The sequence below is a fragment of the Roseovarius sp. genome, assembly GCF_030373445.1.
Lineage (GTDB): Bacteria > Pseudomonadota > Alphaproteobacteria > Rhodobacterales > Rhodobacteraceae > Roseovarius.
On the sequence record NZ_JAUCYU010000001.1, the window covers coordinates 713,906 to 730,983 of the forward strand.

Genomic DNA, 17,078 nt, shown 5'->3' on the forward strand with positions numbered 1-17,078 from the left:
GGGGAAACCGCGTGCCTTACGGACTCCCTCAGAAATCCAGGTTCTCGACGTTCAGCGCGTTCTGCTGGATGAACTCCCGCCGCGGCTCCACCACGTCGCCCATCAGCTTGGTGAACAGGTCGTCCGCCTCGGCCACGTCGTCGATCTTCACCTGCAACAACGTCCGCGCCTCGGGGTCCAGCGTCGTCTCCCACAGCTGGTCCGGGTTCATTTCGCCGAGACCCTTGTAGCGTTGCAGCGCCAGCCCCTTCTCGCCTTCCTTCAGGATCGCGTCCAGCAGGTCCAGCGGGCCATAGATCCCCTGCCCCCGCTCCTTGCGGTACAGCTTCGCCGGCTGCGTATAGACCTCGCGCAGCGCCTGCGTCAGCTGCGCCAGCCGCTTCGCCTCGCCAGACCGCAGGACCGGCCCGTCCAACGTCCGCACCTCCTCGACACCCCTGACCATCCGGGTCAGACGAATGCCGTGGTCCTGCGTCTGCCGGCCCTGCCAGCCGCGCTCGTACTCCACCGCGATCAGGTCCAGCCGCTTCGCCACCGCGTCGGCCACGGCCTGCAGATCCGCATCCGCCCGACCGGGCAGGAACGCCTCGGCAATCGCCGCCTGTTCGAGGATATGCCGCGGGTAATGCGTCGGGAACGTCTCGAGGATCCGCTTCGCCTGCCGCGCCTCCTCGACCACGCGCACCAGGTCCTGCCCGACGATCTCCTCGCCCGAACCAAGCCGCAGCACCGCGTCCTCCGTCCCCTGCTGGATCAGGTAATCCTCCAGCGCCGGCACGTCCTTCAGGTACACCTCCGACTTGCCCCGCGACACCTTGTAGAGCGGCGGCTGCGCGATATAGAGATACCCGCCCTCGATCAGCTCCGGCATCTGCCGGTAGAAGAACGTCAGCAGCAGCGTCCGGATATGCGCGCCATCCACGTCGGCATCGGTCATGATGATGATCTTGTGGTACCGCAGCTTCGAGATATCGAACTCGTCCCGCCCGATCCCCGTGCCCAGCGCCATCACCAGGTTGCCGATTTCCTGGCTCCCCAGCATCCGGTCGAACCTTGCCCGCTCCACGTTCAGGATCTTGCCGCGCAGCGGCAGCACCGCCTGCGTGCCCCGGGCCCGCCCCGTCTGGGCCGAGCCCCCGGCGCTGTCACCCTCCACCAGGAACAGCTCGGTCTTCGACGGGTCCTTCTCGGAACAGTCCTTCAGCTTCCCGGCAAGGTAATTCACGTCCATCGCCGTCTTCCGCCGGGTCAGCTCGCGCGCCTTCCTTGCCGCCTCCCGCGCCAGCGCGGCCTCCATGATCTTGCCGACGATCTGCCGCGCCTCGTTGGGGTTCTCCTCGAACCACTCCGACAGCTTCTCGTTCATCAAGCCCTCGACCGCCGGCCGCACCTCCGAACTCACCAGCTTGTCTTTCGTCTGGCTGGAAAACTTCGGGTCCGGCACCTTCACCGACAGCACACAGGTCAGCCCCTCGCGCGCATCGTCCCCGGTGAACGTCACCTTCTCCTTCTTGGCGATCCCGCTTTCGGCGGCATATTTCTGCATCACCCGCGTCAGCGCCCCGCGGAACCCCGCAAGGTGCGTGCCGCCATCCCGCTGCGGGATGTTGTTGGTGAAGGGCAGCACCGTCTCGTGATAGCTGTCGTTCCACCACATCGCCACTTCCACGGCGATATCGTCCCGCTCCCCGGTGATGAAGATCGGCTCGGGCAGCATGGGCGACTTGTGGCGGTCGAGATACTTGACGAACTCCTTCACGCCGCCGTCGTAATGCAGCTCCGATTCCAGCGCCTCTTCCGGCCGCTCATCCCGCAGCCGGATCCGCACGCCGGAGTTCAGGAACGCCAGCTCGCGCAGCCGCTTCTCCAGCGTCTCGAAACTGTACTCGAGGTTCGAGAACGTGTCGGTCGAGGCCAGGAACCGCACCTCGGTGCCGCGCTTGCCTTCGGCATCGCCCACCACCTTCAGGTGCTCGACCGTCTCGCCGCCCTCGAACCGGGCGACATGCTCCTTGCCGCTCCGCCAGATGCGCAGCTCCAGCCAGTCCGACAGCGCGTTCACCACCGACACACCGACGCCATGCAGACCGCCCGACACCTTGTAGGAATTGCTGTCGAACTTACCCCCGGCATGAAGCTGCGTCATGATGACCTCGGCCGCCGAAACGCCCTCTTCCTCGTGCATCTCCACCGGAATCCCGCGGCCGTTATCGCTCACAGACACGCTTGAATCGCCGTGAATCGTCACCGTCACGACATCCGCATGGCCCGCCAGCGCCTCGTCGATCCCGTTATCGACGACCTCGTAGACCATGTGATGCAGGCCCGAGCCGTCATCGGTATCGCCGATATACATGCCCGGCCGTTTGCGCACGGCCTCCAACCCCTTGAGAACCTTGATGGAATCGGCGCCATATTCTTCCCGCGCCGGTACTGCTTCTGCCATGCAAGCTATCCTTTTTAACTTTCCGATTTTATACGATTTTCCGGGGGGAATGTCACGCAATCGGCGGCAGTTTTCGCGGGTGTCCGCACGGCATATCTCCGCGCGGTCCCGACCCGGAATCCGGCATTCAGGGATGCGGCCCTCGCTCGGCGGCCCACCGGGCCCGCCAGACCTCAGCCACCCGCCTCGTAGGCACCGAGCAGCGCCCGCAAGTCCCGCCCCATGGCGGCGGTCTTCGGATTGTCCTCCAGGCCATCGACGCACTCTTTCACGAGGTAGAACTCCGTGTCGTTCCGGATCTTCCCCCGCTTCACGATCGCCTTCAACTTGCCTGTCGGTGGCGGAAAATCCGACAGCAACTCCCGGCCGGTCCGCTCGCGGTAATACGCGCGGAGTCCGGTCGCATACGCCACCGAATCCGGCGCCGTATCGGCAAACGCGGACATATGATCGTTCACCGCCTGCTCGAATCCACTCAACACTTCCGACAGGGTGGCGCCGTTCTTCAGACATCTCGCAACAAAGGCATCCTTGTCCGGCACGCCTTCTAACGCTTCGCGCAACGCCGCTTCCTCGGGAAAGAACACCTTCCCGAAATCCTCGGCGATCCGCAGGAACGCGGCACACCGGTCGATCTCCGCCCTGATCTCTTCACTCGTGCGCCGCGCCATCCGTCTCACCTCGGCATCCGTTCCGGCCCCGATATTCCCACGCGAATGACGTCGCGCAACAAGACCGTGCCGATAACCCGCTCACGTCACCGCAATCACCACCGCCACGACGATCAGCAGCGCCCCTGCCGCCTGGTTCGTCCGCCTGAGCGCGGTCGGAGAGGTCATCAGCCGCCGCACCCGGCCCAGGAACAGCGCCAGCCCCATGTTGCCCACGAAGGGCACGATGGCCGACAAAAGGGCAATCACGGCGATATCCGCCGGCGTCACCCGGCCAAGGTCGAAGAACCCCGGCAGGACGCCCATGTAGAACAATATGGCCTTGGGGTTCCCGAGGATCGCCGCCAGCCCCGCCATGAACCCGGCCAGCGCCCCGGGCCGGGTCAGCCGGCTGTCGGCCACGATGCTCCGCCCGGCATGGCGGATCAGCAGCACCCCCATCCCGGCGAAGGTCACCACCGCCACCAGCTTCAGCGCCGTCATGAAACCGCCATAGGCGCTCACGATCCACGACACCCCCAGCACCGCCAGAAGCGACCACAGCACGTCCCCCACCACCACGCCCATCGCCAGCGGCAGCACCGCCGGCGCCCCGCCCGTCAACGACCGCGCCAGCACCGCCAGCCAGACCGGGCCGGGCGTGATGAACAGGATGAACAGCGCCCCGGCATACAGCGCCACGTCCCACAGGCCCAACGTCATCGGCGCTCTTCCACCAGTTTCGCGATGGCCATGACCGTGCGCCAGTTCCGCGCCGTGGCGGGCACGCCCAGCGCCTTTTCCAGCGTCGCGGCCAGCCTCGATCGCCCGATCCCTTCGGGGGCATGCAGGAAGGCGGCCGTGTCCGTCACCTCGACCCGCTCGGTCTTGGTTGCAAGCGCCAGCGTATCGTCCTCCAGCGCCTTTGGCGCGGCATCGAAAAACCAGGCATGCACCGATTTGCCATCCGCCTCCCCTTCCTTGCTGAAGGGGTTGGACGCCATGACCTTCTCCAGCCGCTCGCAGGACATCACCAGCGCCTGCGGCCGAAAGCCCTTCGCCGCCTCGATCCCGTCCGCGATGGCCTCCGCCGAAACCTCCCCGCGAAACACCGCGTTGCCGCTCTGGATATAGGTCGCCACGTCCTCCGCCCCCAGCCCCTCCAGGATGGCCCGCAGCTCCGCCATCGGCAGCGCATTCCGCCCGCCCACGTTGATCCCGCGCAGCAGCAGCACCGAAACACTCATCTCACGCCCTCCGCCCCGCGGCCTTGGTGTTGCGCCCCATCCCACATCTCGTAGCACCCCGCACCGAACGCCACATCAATCAATCGCTCCACGGTGCATTGCACCGACGCGATACCGACGAAATACCGACGTGATACCGACGTTGAAACCCCAGCAAATGAAGGCCGTTAAACCTTCCTGTCGGCAATCCCGCGAAAAACGCCCTCGACGCCCCGTCTCAACGATCCGTTTACCCTGCCCCCGGCAAGGTCAAACTCCCGTCCTCCGCCAGCGGCCAGAACGGGTTCATCGCCACTTCCCAGGCATGCCCGTCCGGATCGGCATAGTATCCCGAATACCCGCCCCAGAACACTTTTTCCGGCCGTTTCAACGCTTTGGCCCCCGCCGCCACGGCTTTGTCGAACGCCTCATCCACCTCCGCCTCCGTCGCGAAGTTCTGCGCCAGCGTCATCGCCCCGGTGCCAAGCTCGGCGCCGTCCCTTCCCTGGTCCTCCGCCAGTGCCGCTTTTCCGAACAATCCCAGGACCATACCGTGCAACTGGTAGAAGATGACCCCCTCCTGCTCCTCCGCCGGAATCCACCCCAAAGCCCCATAGAACGCCTTGGATCTGGCCAGATCAGCCACGCCAAGAGTGATGAGAGTCACACGTTGCGGGTTGGTCATGCCATGCCTTTCCCACTGATTTTGCTGATGTTTTCGTCCTCGGTCACCTCGATCAACTGGGCCCTCTCCCCCAGCTCCTCGAACAGCTCCGCCCCCGTCCCGGTCATCCAAGCCTGCGCCCCCAACGCACAAACCTCGTCGTAAAGCGCCGCCCTCCGGCCTGCATCCAGATGCGCCGCCACCTCGTCCAAGAGCAGGATCGGCGGCGCCCCGAACTCCCGTGCCAGCGCCCGTCCATTGGCCAGGATCAGCGAGATCAGAAGCGCCTTCTGCTCCCCCGTCGAACAGTCCTTCGCCGGCACCCCCTTGGCGGCGAAAACCCCATATAAATCAGCCCTGTGCGGCCCCACCAGCGTCCGCCCGGCGGCAAGATCCCGGAACCGGCTTTCATGCAGCGCCTCGCGGAAGTCCGCCTCCGTTTCCGGCATCTCCCCCTCCGACATGGTCAGCTCCAGCTCCGCCGTCGGAAAGGCCGTCTCCGCTGCCTCCTGCGCCGCCCGCAACTCCTCAAGCGCCGTCTGCCGGTTGCGGTGAATGGCCACCCCCGCCTCGGCCATCTGCCTCTCCAGCGCCACGTACCAATGCCCGTCGCGCACCTGGTCCTTCAGCAGCCGGTTCCGCTCCCGCATCGCCTTCTCATAGGCCAGTGAAACATCTGCATGAGTTGGCTCGAAACTCATCGTCATCCGGTCCAGGAACCGCCGCCGCCCCTCGGCCCCCTCGATCCAAAGCCTATCCATCGACGGGATCAGCCACAGCACCCGCGCAATCCGCCCCAGCGCCACCTGGCTCGCCGCCTTGCCATCGATCTTCACCTGCCGCGACTGGCCCTCCTCCGACCAGATCTCGACCTCGTGGATCTGATGCAAGGAATGCAAATGCCCGGTCACCTTCCACCCAAGGCTTTCCGGCCGTCGCGCCATGTCCTGCGCCGCCGCCCGCCGCAAACCGCGGCCCGGCGAGAACAGCGAAACTGCCTCCAGAAGGTTGGTCTTCCCCGCCCCGTTCGGCCCGTAAATCGCCACCGGCCGCGCATCCAGCGCCAGCGCCGCCCCCTTGTGCGAGCGGTAGTGCGACAGGGTCAGGCGGGAAAGGTAGAGCCCGGGCATACAAGCCCTTTCATCTTTCCGGAAATACTCTCGCCGAAGGCATCGGCGAAGCCGATCACACCCGCATCGGCATCACGACATAGACCGCGCTGGTGTCGTTCCCCTCGCGCATCAGCGTCGGGTCGCCCGAGGAGTTGAACAGGAAAACCGCATTCTCGCGGTCGACCTGGCTGGCAATCTCCAGCAGGTACTTGGCGTTGAAGCCAATCTCGAGATGCTCGTCGCCATAGGCCACGGCCAGCTCTTCCTCGGCATTGCCACTGTCCGGCGCGTTGACCGACAGGATCAGACGGTCTTCGTCCAGCGCCAGCTTCACCGCCCGAGAGCGTTCCGAGCTGACGGTGGCGACCCGATCGACGGCCTGTGCGAACTCGCTGGCGTCGACCTCCAGCCGGCGGGTGTTGCCGGTGGGAATGACGCGGGTGTAGTCGGGAAAGGTGCCGTCGATCACCTTCGAGGTCAGGGTGATGTCCGGCGTGGCGAACCGCACCTTGGTCTCCGAGACCGAGACGGCGATCTTGGCTTCGTCGTCGTCCAGCAGCTTGCGCAGCTCACCCACGGTCTTGCGGGGCACGATCACGCCGGGCATGTCGGCGGCACCCTCGGGCAGGTCCGCGTCGATCCGCGCCAGCCTGTGGCCATCGGTGGCCACGCAGCGCAGCATCTGGCCGCCCTCGCCATCGGCGATATGCATGTAGACGCCGTTCAGGTAATACCGCGTCTCCTCGGTCGAGATGGCGAATTTCGACTTGTCGAACAACCGTCGCAGCACCGGCGCGTCGGCGCTGAAATTGCAGGAATATTCCGACGAGGCCATCACCGGGAAATCCTCGCGCGGCAGGGTCGCCAGCGAGAAGTTCGACCGCCCCGCCTCGACCGACATGCGCCCCGAGGCGCCATCGTCGGTCAGCGTCACCAGAGCGCCATCCGGCAGCTTCCGCACGATCTCGTGCAGCGTGACCGCCGACACCGTCGTCGCCCCGGCCCGTTCGACCTTGGCCGGCGCCTTGTCGACCACTTCAATGTCGAGATCCGTGGCGCGGAACTGCACCGTGTCGCCCTCGGCCTCGATCAGCACGTTGGCCAGAATCGGGATCGTGTTGCGGCGTTCGACCACGGATTGGGCCTGTGACACTGCCTTGAGCAGCGTGCCGCGTTCGATGCTGAGTTTCATGCCCTCGCTCCCTGATCTGCGTGCCGGGAAGCGCACCGTAGCAAACTCCCCTTAACGCTCAAGCCTTTTCGTGCTGTTTTCGGCGCATTCCGGGGCAGGGTCAAGGCCGGCCCAGCCAAAGGCAGGGCCGGTTGCATTTTCGGGACAGGCGGCGATTACCCTTCGAGCGTCCGGCGCAGGATCTCGAGGTCCTCTGCCATCTGCGCATCCTGGACACGCAGTTCCTCGATCCGCTTAACGCCATGCATCACCGTGGTATGATCCCGGCCCCCGAAGCGGCGGCCGATCTCGGGAAGCGACCGGCTGGTCATCTGCTTGCACAGGAACATCGCCACCTGCCGGGGCCGCGCGAAGCTACGCACCCGCTTTGGGCCGATCATGTCCGACAGGCGGATATTGTAATGCTCCGACACCTGCCGCTGGATCTCCTCGATCGAGATCTTCCGTTCGGAAGCGCGAAGGATGTCGGCCAGGCAGTCCTGAGCCAGTTCCAGCGTGATTTCGTGGCCCACCAGTGAAGCGAAGGCATAAAGCCGTGTCAGCGCGCCTTCAAGCACACGGACATTGGTGCTGATCCGGTGCGCCAGGAACTCCAGCACGCCATCGGCCATCTTCAGGCCGGGATAGTCGTTGCGGAACCGGTCGACCTTCGATTGCAGGATGCCGAGCCGCAGCTCGTAATCGGTCGGGTGCAGGTCAACCACCAGGCCGCATTGCAGGCGCGACTTGATCCGGTCCTCGAGGTTCTCGATCTCGCCGGGCGCGCGATCTCCCGAGATGACGATCTGCTTGTTCTGGTCCACCAGCGCGTTGAACGTGTGGAAGAACTCCTCCTGCGTGCTGTCCTTGCCGCCGATGAACTGGACATCATCGACCATCAGCACGTCGACCGAGCGGAACATCTCCTTGAAATCCATCATCTTGCGATCGCGCAGAGCCTGCACGAAGCGGTACATGAACTGTTCTGCGGACAGGTAGACGACGTTGAGGTCGGGCCGCTTGCTTTGCAGCTCCCACGCGATGGCGTGCATCAGGTGCGTCTTGCCAAGGCCGACGCCACCGTAAAGGAACAGCGGGTTGAAGGTCACCGGCCCGCCCTCGGCCACGCGGCGCGCGGCGGCATGGGCCAGCTCGTTCGGCTTGCCCACGACGAAGTTGTCGAAGGTGAACCGGTCGTCGAGCGGGGCCGCCGGCACCTGGCTCTCGCCGGACGGGGTGGCGGCCTGTGCGGCGGGGCGCGCGGGCTTGGGCCTGGGGGCGGCTGGTTCGGGCCGTGCCGTGGCGTTGGCCGGCACGCGGAAATGCACACGGCGAATATCCGGCGAGACAGTATTTACCTGGAAAAGGATGAGATCCCCGAAATTGCGCGACACGTAGTTGCCCGTAAAGGTGGTCGGCACGTTGAACGTGGCCACGCCATCACTGACATCCGAAAGTTCCAGCGGCTCGATCCAGTTGGCGAAGTTGTGCTTCCCGACGGTCCCCAGAAGTTCCTGTTTCAGCTGGCCCCATTGCTCTTTAGTCATCTGTCCCCATTTCCGCGACTATTGCTCTTGAAAATCGCCGGCGCACCGCTCTGCACGCCGTCGGCAATCACGCCAGGGGGTCAATGCGGAAGCACTTCGCCCGTACCGTTGCGAAGGGCAACGGGCGGAAGTGTCCACCTTCGGACCTGTCTTGTGCCGCCTCTCCATGATGCCTTTGGCCGCGCGCTATGTCCCCCATACGCGGGTCAGTCAGTTCATGTCGCGTGCACGCACTCTCGGGTTTCGGCCAGTCGTCGATGACGACGGTTTTGCTCCTGTGGCGTAAGCAGTTAAGCCTGTCGGAGCAGCTGTGGCAGCCTTTCCCCCCTAGCGGAATCGCCCTGCAAAATTAGCAACAGCCTCACAGGGGCGGCAACTTATCTTCGCGCTTGACAGGTTCTTTGGCTGAAAAGAATCTGTCACATTCCGTGACGGCCGGAAATGCGAAAGGCGCCCGTCATTCCGGGCGCCTTTAAGAGTCAACGGCTTAGGGTTTGGATCGTCAGCCCAGCGACTTCACCCGGGACGACAGGCGCGACATTTTCCGCGCAGCGGTGTTCTTGTGGAAGACGCCCTTGGTGACGCCGCGCATCAGTTCGGGCTGGGCGGCGCGCAGCGCGGCCATTGCGGCGTCCTTGTCGCCCGAGGCGATGGCTTCTTCGACTTTGCGGAGATAGGTGCGGATGCGCGACCGGCGCGCCTTGTTGACGGCCAGGCGGCTCGTGTTCTGGCGGGCGCGCTTCTTGGATTGAGGTGTATTTGCCATGTTTTTCAGACCTTTTTCGGGTTTTCAGTGTTTCGATAGCACGTCGGCAAACCCGAACCGGCAGGTCAACAACCGGGATGATTCTGGCCAGAGCGGGCCGCACGCGCATGTATGACGGGGGCGTATAGACGAAATCGGCGGAAATGCAAACCGGTAACTTGCTCGCGCCAAGGGCGATTCCCCGCCCTTGGCTTCCCCCGTATGATCGGGATGCGGGCCGGGCTGATTTTCATGAACCTGTTACGCAATGGACACAAACGCACGACTCACCGGAACGTGCCTGCCATCCCTCGCGGCGCGATCGGGAATCGCGTGAAACCGGGCGGTCATCGTCGGGGAAAAACCGCGTGCCGGCCCGCGCCGGGACACCGGAGGGCACCACCACGGCACCGCGACCCGACAGGGTCACGGTCGCAGGGCGGCCCCGGCTGCCGGATGGTCACTTGTCGCGGAACTGCGCCTCGCGCTTCTCCATGAAGGCCGACATGCCTTCCTTCTGGTCTTCCGTCGCGAACAGCGAGTGGAACACCCGGCGCTCGAACAGCAGGCCTTCGCGCAGCGGCACCTCGTAGGAGCGGTTGACCGACTCCTTCACCGCCATCACGGCGATCTGCGATTTCTCGGCGATCTTGGTTGCGGCGGCCAGCGCCTCTTCCTTGAGCTTCTTGGCCGGCACCACGCGCGACACCAGGCCAGAGCGCTCGGCCTCGTCGGCATCCATGAAGCGGCCGGTCAGGTTCATGTCCATCGCCTTCGACTTGCCGATGAACCGGGTCAGCCGCTGCGACCCGCCAAGCCCCGCCATGACACCGAGGTTGATCTCGGGCTGGCCGAACTTGGCCGTGTCCGCCGCGATGATGAAATCGCACATCATGGCCAGCTCGCACCCGCCGCCAAGGGCATAACCGCCCACCGCCGCGATGACCGGCTTGCGCACGCTCTGGAACACCTCCGGTTCCGGGCCGAAGAGATCCTCGGTGAACACGTCGGTGAAGGATTTCTCGCTCATCATCTTGATGTCGGCCCCGGCGGCAAACGCCTTGTCCGAGCCGGTGAGGACGATACAGCGCACCTTGTCGTTCTTCTGGCACTCCTTCAGCGCCTGCGACAGCTCCTTCAGAAGCTGGTCATTCAGGGCGTTCAGGGCATCCGGGCGATTGAGGGTGATAAGGGCGACGTGGTCTTCTACTTCGACGATGATCGTCTCATAGGCCATGAAATCTGCTTTCGCTTGTTTCGGTCAAAGACGATTCCTTAACAATTTGACGCGCCGGTTCAACCTATCTTTGGCATTGCGCGCAATAGAAGGAGGAGCGGCCCGATTGTACGATACGGCGCACGTGCCCTTCGCATCCCGGGGTGCGGCAAGGCTGCCCTTCGCGGTCGTACACGTCGAAACTGTGTTGAAAATAACCGAGTTCGCCATCTGCCCGCCGGTAATCGCGAAGGGAGGAGCCGCCGGCGGCGATGGCGTCGTTCAGCACCTCCCGGATGACCGGCACCAGCCCCGCGACCCGCGCGGCAGAGATCGCCCCGGCCCGGCGTTTCGGCGATATCCGCGCCCGGTAAAGCGCCTCGCAGACGTATATGTTCCCCAGCCCCGCCACGATTCGCTGATCCAGCAGCGCCGCCTTGATCGGTGTATTCCGCCCCTTCAGCGCGGCCACCAGGTGCCCCTCGTTAAAGGCATTGCCCAGCGGCTCGGGCCCGAGCTTCTGCAATAGCGGATGCTGGTCGGCGATCGGCGTGGCGATCAGGTCCATCGCACCGAACCGGCGCGGGTCGTTGAAGGTGATCCGCGCGCCGTTCTCCATGTGAAACACCACGTGGTCATGCTTCTCCGGCGCCGGATGGTCATGCACGAACTGCCCCAGCGGATCGCCCGAGATCAGGATGCGCCCCGACATGCCGAGATGGATCAGCAAGGTCTCGTCCGAAGACAGGTCGGCCAGGATGTATTTCGACCGCCTGCGCAGGTTCAGAACCCGCTGCCCCGACAGCCGCTCGGCCATCCGGTCCGGAAACGGCCAGCGCAGGTCGGGCCGGTTCACCTCGGCCCGGGCGATCACCGCCCCCTCCATCGCGGGCAACAGCCCGCGGCGAACGGTCTCAACCTCCGGCAATTCGGGCATGTTTCCCCCTCGGTATCAACGGGGCGGATTGTAACCCGCCCCGGGCGCCCTATAAGAAGGGCGGTGACCCAGAACGGCAAGGGCCGGAAAGCCAAGATGACCGAGAAAACCACCCATTTCGGGTTTCAGGACATCCCCGAGGACGAGAAAGCCGGCCGCGTGCGGGGCGTCTTCGGCTCGGTCGCGTCGAAATACGACGTGATGAACGACGCGATGAGCTTCGGCATCCACCGCGTCTGGAAAGACGCGATGATGGACTGGCTGGCGCCGCGGCCCGGCCAGCGGCTGCTCGACGTGGCAGGCGGTACCGGCGACATCTCCTTCCGTTTCCTCAAGCGCGCGGGGCATGGGCATGCCACCGTGCTGGACCTGACCGAACCGATGCTGGTCGAAGGCCGGAAACGGGCCGAGGCGGAAAGCCTTGGCGACAGCCTCGACTGGGTGGTGGGCGACGCGATGGCACTGCCCTTCGCCGACAACACGTTCGACGTCTACACGATTAGCTTCGGCATCAGGAACGTCACCCGACCGCAGGAAGCCCTGAACGAGGCGTTCCGCGTGCTCAAACCCGGCGGCCGGCTGATGGTGCTGGAGTTCAGCCAGATCCCCAACGACCTGATGCAGAAGGTCTATGACCTCTATTCCTTCAACATCATCCCGCGCATGGGCCAGGCCATCGCCAACGATCGCGACAGCTATCAATACCTCGTCGAGTCCATCCGTCGCTTCCCGGACCAGGAAACCTTCCTGCAAATGGTGCGGCAGGCCGGGTTCGAAAACGCCAAGTACCGCAACCTGACGATGGGCGTGGCCTGTCTCCATTCGGGCTGGAAGATCTAGCCGATGCGCGGGCCGCACAACCTTCTGCGCCTGATCCGCACCGGCGCCACGCTGGAACGCACCGGCGCGATGGGCCTGATCATGGATGCGATGGATGCACCGCCGCTGGTGCGGGGCACGATGCGCTTTCTCGCCTGGCCGTTCCAGTGGCTGGGCTACCGCGGCGACCCGAACATGCCGCCCGCGCTGCGCGCCCTAACGGCGCTTGGCCCCGCCTATATCAAGTTCGGGCAGGTCTTCTCGACCCGGCCCGATATCGTCGGCGACGACCTCGCCAACGAGCTGCGCATCCTGCAGGACAAGCTGCCGCCTTTCCCGGTCACCGTCGCCAAGCAGAGCGTCGAGCGGGAACTGGGCCACCCCGTCGACGAGATATTCATGGAGTTCAGCGAGCCGGTGGCCGCCGCCTCCATCGCGCAGGTCCACAAGGCCCGGCTGAAAGGCAGCGGCGAAGAGGTGGCGGTCAAGGTGCTCCGCCCCCGGATCGAGCGGGCATTCCGCAAGGATATCGACGCCTTCTATTTCGCCGCCCGGATGATCGAGGTCCTCTCCCCCGCGTCCCGCCGCCTGCGCCCGACCGAGGTGATCGCGCATTTCGAGGGCGTGGTCCTGGGCGAGCTGGACCTGCGCCTTGAATCCTCCTCCGCCTCGGAATTCAGGGCCAACACGGCAGACGACCCCGGGTTCGAACTGCCCGAGATCAAGTGGGACCTGTCGAGCCGCCGGGTCATGACCATGGGCTGGGCCGCCGGCATACCGCTGGGCGACAACGCGGCGCTTGATGCGGCGGGGCATGACCGTGTGGTTCTGGGCGAGCGCGTGCTGCAGCTTTTCCTGAACCACGCCCTTCGCGACGGTTTCTTCCACGGCGACATGCACCAGGGCAACCTCAAGGTGGCGCCGAACGGCGACATCATCGCCTTCGATTTCGGGATCATGGGCCATATCGACGAGTATACCCGCAAGGTCTATGCGGAAATTCTGTATGGCTTCATCCGCCGCGATTACCAGCGCGTCGCCGAGGTGCATTTCGAGGCCGGCTACGTGCCCTCTGACCGGGACGTGACGGAATTTGCCCGCGCCCTGCGCGCCGTGGGTGAGCCGATCTTCGGGATGGACGCCAGCAAGATGTCGATGGGCGGGATCCTGAGCTATCTCTTCGAGGTCACCGAGCGGTTCGGGATGGAAACAAGGACCGAGCTTATCCTGCTCCAGCGCACGATGGTGGTGGTCGAGGGCGTGGCGCGCTCGCTCAACCCGCAGATCAACATCTGGCAGGTCGCCCGCCCCGTGGTCGAAAACTACATCCGCAAGAACGTGGGCCCCCGCGCCGCCCTGCGCGACCTTTCCCGGACCCTTGCGGTGCTCAGCCGGTACGGGCCACGCCTGCCCCAGATCGTGGAAAGCGCGCTCGTGCGGCAATCCCAGCCGCCGCACCCGCCGCCACGGCCCTCGCGACTTGTCTACGCGGCATGGGCCATCGCCGGCTTCGCCGCGGGCGCCGCGACAGTTATCGCCACCGTGGAATTGCTGTGAGTGTCCTTCTCGCCGCAAATGGGCGCAACATTCTGCTTCGGTCGCAAAAATGCCGATTGTTTCATTGTTGCCCGCAATACGTTTCGTTAGAGTGATCCGGAATGAACACGATATCTTGTTGGGGAAGCTGAGCGTGATCCGGAAACACTTTCTTTCTGCGACCATGTTGGCGGCTTTGATAATGCCCGGCGCAAGCCAGGCTGACAGCCTTACCACCACCAAAACCAACAATTACGGCGTCCCCAGCGGCCTGATCGACATGCCGACCGCCGAAATGGCGCCGGATTCCGAATTCTCGCTGACCGTGTCGCACTTTCCCGGCTACACCAAGAGCACGGCGACCTTCCAGATCCTGCCATGGCTCTCGGGAAGCTTCCGCTACTCTGGCATCGACGGCCTGTCACCGGCGTTCCGCATCTACTACGACCGCAGCTTCGACGTGCGGATCCGCCTGCTCGAGGAAACCGACTACCTGCCCGCCGTCGCCGTGGGCCTGCAGGATTTCCTCGGCACCGGCGTTCTTTCGGGCGAATACATCGTCGCCACGAAACAGATCAACAACCGCCTGCGCGTGACCGGCGGCATCGGCTGGGGCCGGCTGGGCAGCTACAACAGCTTTGCGAGCTGGCGCAACCGGCAGCCCTTTACCTTCGCCGGCGTCGGCACGGGCGGCAACTTCCGTTTTTCCGACTACTTCAGCGGCCGGATGGCGTTCTTCGGTGGCCTGACTTACGACATCACCGACAAGATCAGCGTCTCGGCCGAGTATTCCTCCGACGCCTACGAGTTCGAAGAGCGGCAGACGGCCAACCCGGCGGCTGCGATCAGCTTCAACCACAAGTCGCCCTGGAACTTCGGCCTGACCTATCGCGCCGCCGAAGGTGTCGACGTGCGCCTGTTCTCCCTTGCCGGGTCGGAGATCGGCGCAAGCGTGTCGCTGTCCCTCAACGTGAAGAAACCCGCCACGGCCAGCCTCGAACAGGCGCCTCTCCCGGTCGGCCTGCGGGATCCCGGCGCCTTCAAGGATCTCGGTTGGACGCTCGACAAGAACGCCCAGGCCAAGAGCGTTCGCGATTTCAGCACTCTCCTGGCGCAGGAGCAGATCGAGCTCATCGGCCTGGACATCACCGAGCGCAGCGCGCACGCGCTGATCGAGAACAACATCTACATTGCCGACGCCCAGGCGCTGGGCCGGACCTTCCGCGTTCTCAGCCGGACGATGCCCGCCTCGATCGAGACGTTCCATATCACCGTGTCCCGGAACGGCATGCCGCTCAGCACCACGACCTTCCGCCGCAGTGACCTCGAACGCCTCGAGAACGCGCCTGCGCGCGATGCGCTGGCGGCCGCCGTGATCACCGACAGCCTGCGTTTCGGTGATGTGCCGGCCCCGCTGCCCGGATACTATCCCAAGCTGGAATGGAAGATCGCGCCCTTCGCCCGCACGTATACCTTCGACCCCGATCAGCCGTTCCGCGCCGACGTCCGGCTTCGGGCCCGCGCCGACTGGCATCTTGGCAAGGGCTGGATCGTGACCGGGGCGAGTTCCGTCAAGCTGTTCGGGAACCTCGACCACGTGACGCGGCCCAGCAACTCGATCATGCCCCATGTCCGGTCGAACGCGGCGCTCTACAACCCCGAGGCAGGGCCGACGATCGACCAGCTGACGATCGCGAAATACTCTCGCCACGGGCCTAATCTCTACAGCCGCGTCACCGCCGGGTATCTCGAGATGATGTATGCCGGCGTGTCGGGCGAGGTGCTCTGGAAGCCGGTCGACAGCCGGCTTGCCTTCGGCGCCGAGGTCAATTTCGTCCATCCGCGCGACTATGACCAGCTCTTCGGTCTGCGCAGCCGGCAGACCCCCGGTGGCGTGATTCCCCAGTGGAACGGGCACGTCTCGGCCTATTACGACTTCCAGAACGGGTTCGACGCCACCGTTCACGCCGGCCGATATCTCGCCGGCGACTGGGGCGCCACGCTGGAAGTGGCCCGCAGCTTCTCGAACGGCTGGCGGTTCGGGGCCTTCGCAACCAAGACGAACGTGTCCGCGGCCACCTTCGGCGAAGGGTCATTCGACAAGGGCATCTTCTTCTCGGTGCCGCTCACATGGCTCGTCGGCCAGCCGACACGCCAGACCTACAGCGACACGATCCGCCCGCTGCAACGGGACGGCGGCCAGCGCCTGAACGTGGAGGGTCGCCTGTACGACGTCGTCAACGATGCGCACCGGCCGAGCGTCGCCGAAAGCTGGGGGAAATTCTGGAGATGATCTTTACCCGGCTCCTGGTCGGCCTCGCCGTCATTGCAACGCTCGCACTTCCAGGCTGCACCAGCCGGAAATCCGACCTGACAGTGGTCACGGCCGGCAAGCTTGTCAAAACGGCGATCCGGCCTCCCAAGCTGAAACTCGACCCGGTCAAGCTGTCTCGCACGGCACAGAAGGCACTCGCCAGCACCGGGCCCGACGAGCCGCTCGCGACAATCCAGTTTCCCTCGGTCAAGGGGCAGAGTGTGCTGCGCGTGATCGAGACAAATGGCCCCTACAGTACCTGGGCGGCCTGGGGAACGAGCGATCGTCGCACGATCACGACCAAGAACGGGATCATCACCGCCACCCGCGCCATTCCGCCCGACCTGATGTCGGCCGATGTTGATGGCGTCCTGGCACTCGTGTCCCGGCGCGAGGAGGGGACCGTCCTCTATACCCAGCGGTATCTCGATGGCAATCACCAGGAGATCGAGGCCAAGACGAGCTGTGTCGTCAGCCGGGGGTATGAGCAGTTCGTCGAATACGGCCAGATCAGCCAGCCGGCGCTTCAGATGTTTTCAAGCTGTGTTGCCAAGGGCCGCCAGTTCGTCGACCTCTACCTGGTCAGCGGCAGCGGTCGCATCCTTCAATCGCGGCAATGGGTAGGCCCGGAACTGGGTTTCGCCACGTTCCAGCTTCTCAGGTAAGAACTGGGTCTCAGGCGTACCGACACGTGA

The 17,078-nt window shown here is 64.7% G+C and carries 15 protein-coding genes; 4 read left to right on the forward strand and 11 right to left on the reverse strand.

Features of this window, described 5'->3' with window-relative positions; translation table 11 throughout:
• Positions 1–28: 28 nt before the first annotated feature.
• The 11 genes from gyrB to mutM all read right to left on the reverse strand — a co-directional run bounded on the left by gyrB (position 29) and on the right by mutM (position 11,714).
• Positions 29–2,446 (reverse strand): DNA topoisomerase (ATP-hydrolyzing) subunit B, encoded by a 2,418-nt coding sequence (gene gyrB / locus QUV18_RS03310; protein WP_300891997.1) that lies wholly within the window; start codon positions 2,444–2,446, stop codon positions 29–31.
• A gap of 173 nt (positions 2,447–2,619) precedes the next feature.
• Positions 2,620–3,117, reverse strand: coding sequence for a hypothetical protein (locus QUV18_RS03315; protein ID WP_300891998.1), 498 nt, complete (start codon positions 3,115–3,117; stop codon positions 2,620–2,622).
• Positions 3,118–3,198: 81 nt separating this feature from the next.
• Positions 3,199–3,819 carry a LysE family translocator gene (locus QUV18_RS03320; RefSeq protein ID WP_300891999.1) on the reverse strand — a complete coding sequence of 207 codons (621 nt, stop codon included), beginning with the start codon at positions 3,817–3,819 and terminating at the stop codon, positions 3,199–3,201.
• Positions 3,816–4,343, reverse strand: coding sequence for a DUF1697 domain-containing protein (locus tag QUV18_RS03325; protein ID WP_300892000.1), 528 nt, complete (start codon positions 4,341–4,343; stop codon positions 3,816–3,818). The genes QUV18_RS03320 and QUV18_RS03325 overlap by 4 nt, the downstream gene beginning before the upstream one ends.
• Before the next feature lie 229 nt (positions 4,344–4,572).
• On the reverse strand, positions 4,573–5,007 hold the full coding sequence (locus QUV18_RS03330) for a VOC family protein (protein WP_300892001.1): 435 nt from the start codon (positions 5,005–5,007) through the stop codon (positions 4,573–4,575).
• Positions 5,004–6,116, reverse strand: a complete 1,113-nt coding sequence (recF, locus tag QUV18_RS03335; RefSeq protein WP_300892002.1) for a DNA replication/repair protein RecF — start codon at positions 6,114–6,116, stop codon at positions 5,004–5,006. Before recF ends, QUV18_RS03330 begins: the two co-directional genes overlap by 4 nt.
• Before the next feature lie 55 nt (positions 6,117–6,171).
• Positions 6,172–7,290: a DNA polymerase III subunit beta gene (gene dnaN / locus QUV18_RS03340; protein ID WP_300892003.1), complete on the reverse strand. Its 1,119-nt coding sequence runs from the start codon at positions 7,288–7,290 to the stop codon at positions 6,172–6,174.
• A 155-nt stretch (positions 7,291–7,445) separates the two neighbouring features.
• On the reverse strand, positions 7,446–8,816 hold the full coding sequence (gene dnaA, locus QUV18_RS03345) for a chromosomal replication initiator protein DnaA (protein ID WP_300892004.1): 1,371 nt from the start codon (positions 8,814–8,816) through the stop codon (positions 7,446–7,448).
• 502 nt (positions 8,817–9,318) lie between these two features.
• The gene (rpsT, locus tag QUV18_RS03350; protein ID WP_300892005.1) at positions 9,319–9,582 is read right to left on the reverse strand and encodes a 30S ribosomal protein S20; all 264 of its coding nucleotides are present in this window, start codon (positions 9,580–9,582) and stop codon (positions 9,319–9,321) included.
• Positions 9,583–10,021: 439 nt separating this feature from the next.
• Positions 10,022–10,798 (reverse strand): enoyl-CoA hydratase, encoded by a 777-nt coding sequence (locus QUV18_RS03355; protein WP_300892006.1) that lies wholly within the window; start codon positions 10,796–10,798, stop codon positions 10,022–10,024.
• 64 nt (positions 10,799–10,862) lie between these two features.
• The gene (gene mutM / locus QUV18_RS03360) at positions 10,863–11,714 is read right to left on the reverse strand and encodes a bifunctional DNA-formamidopyrimidine glycosylase/DNA-(apurinic or apyrimidinic site) lyase (protein ID WP_300892007.1); all 852 of its coding nucleotides are present in this window, start codon (positions 11,712–11,714) and stop codon (positions 10,863–10,865) included.
• 96 nt (positions 11,715–11,810) lie between these two features.
• Here mutM and ubiE point away from each other — a divergent pair, with 96 nt between their 5' ends.
• The 4 genes from ubiE (at position 11,811) to QUV18_RS03380 (ending at position 17,048) form a co-directional block, all read left to right on the forward strand.
• Entirely contained in the window at positions 11,811–12,554 is a 744-nt protein-coding gene (ubiE, locus tag QUV18_RS03365; protein ID WP_300892008.1) for a bifunctional demethylmenaquinone methyltransferase/2-methoxy-6-polyprenyl-1,4-benzoquinol methylase UbiE, read from the forward strand.
• A gap of 3 nt (positions 12,555–12,557) precedes the next feature.
• Positions 12,558–14,090 (forward strand): 2-polyprenylphenol 6-hydroxylase, encoded by a 1,533-nt coding sequence (ubiB, locus tag QUV18_RS03370; protein WP_300892009.1) that lies wholly within the window; start codon positions 12,558–12,560, stop codon positions 14,088–14,090.
• A gap of 181 nt (positions 14,091–14,271) precedes the next feature.
• Positions 14,272–16,362 carry a YjbH domain-containing protein gene (locus tag QUV18_RS03375; RefSeq protein ID WP_300892010.1) on the forward strand — a complete coding sequence of 697 codons (2,091 nt, stop codon included), beginning with the start codon at positions 14,272–14,274 and terminating at the stop codon, positions 16,360–16,362.
• On the forward strand, positions 16,359–17,048 hold the full coding sequence (locus tag QUV18_RS03380) for a YjbF family lipoprotein (protein WP_300892011.1): 690 nt from the start codon (positions 16,359–16,361) through the stop codon (positions 17,046–17,048). The genes QUV18_RS03375 and QUV18_RS03380 overlap by 4 nt, the downstream gene beginning before the upstream one ends.
• The last annotated feature ends 30 nt before the right edge of the window (positions 17,049–17,078 follow it).

Coding starts and splice junctions, on each gene's coding strand:
- gyrB (WP_300891997.1), bottom strand. CDS start 2,446: ATGGCAGAAGCAGTACCGGCGCGGGAAGAATATGGCGCCGATTCCATC.
- QUV18_RS03315 (WP_300891998.1), bottom strand. CDS start 3,117: ATGGCGCGGCGCACGAGTGAAGAGATCAGGGCGGAGATCGACCGGTGT.
- QUV18_RS03320 (WP_300891999.1), bottom strand. CDS start 3,819: ATGACGTTGGGCCTGTGGGACGTGGCGCTGTATGCCGGGGCGCTGTTC.
- QUV18_RS03325 (WP_300892000.1), bottom strand. CDS start 4,343: ATGAGTGTTTCGGTGCTGCTGCTGCGCGGGATCAACGTGGGCGGGCGG.
- QUV18_RS03330 (WP_300892001.1), bottom strand. CDS start 5,007: ATGACCAACCCGCAACGTGTGACTCTCATCACTCTTGGCGTGGCTGAT.
- recF (WP_300892002.1), bottom strand. CDS start 6,116: ATGCCCGGGCTCTACCTTTCCCGCCTGACCCTGTCGCACTACCGCTCG.
- dnaN (WP_300892003.1), bottom strand. CDS start 7,290: ATGAAACTCAGCATCGAACGCGGCACGCTGCTCAAGGCAGTGTCACAG.
- dnaA (WP_300892004.1), bottom strand. CDS start 8,816: ATGACTAAAGAGCAATGGGGCCAGCTGAAACAGGAACTTCTGGGGACC.
- rpsT (WP_300892005.1), bottom strand. CDS start 9,582: ATGGCAAATACACCTCAATCCAAGAAGCGCGCCCGCCAGAACACGAGC.
- QUV18_RS03355 (WP_300892006.1), bottom strand. CDS start 10,798: ATGGCCTATGAGACGATCATCGTCGAAGTAGAAGACCACGTCGCCCTT.
- mutM (WP_300892007.1), bottom strand. CDS start 11,714: ATGCCCGAATTGCCGGAGGTTGAGACCGTTCGCCGCGGGCTGTTGCCC.
- ubiE (WP_300892008.1), top strand. CDS start 11,811: ATGACCGAGAAAACCACCCATTTCGGGTTTCAGGACATCCCCGAGGAC.
- ubiB (WP_300892009.1), top strand. CDS start 12,558: ATGCGCGGGCCGCACAACCTTCTGCGCCTGATCCGCACCGGCGCCACG.
- QUV18_RS03375 (WP_300892010.1), top strand. CDS start 14,272: ATGCCCGGCGCAAGCCAGGCTGACAGCCTTACCACCACCAAAACCAAC.
- QUV18_RS03380 (WP_300892011.1), top strand. CDS start 16,359: ATGATCTTTACCCGGCTCCTGGTCGGCCTCGCCGTCATTGCAACGCTC.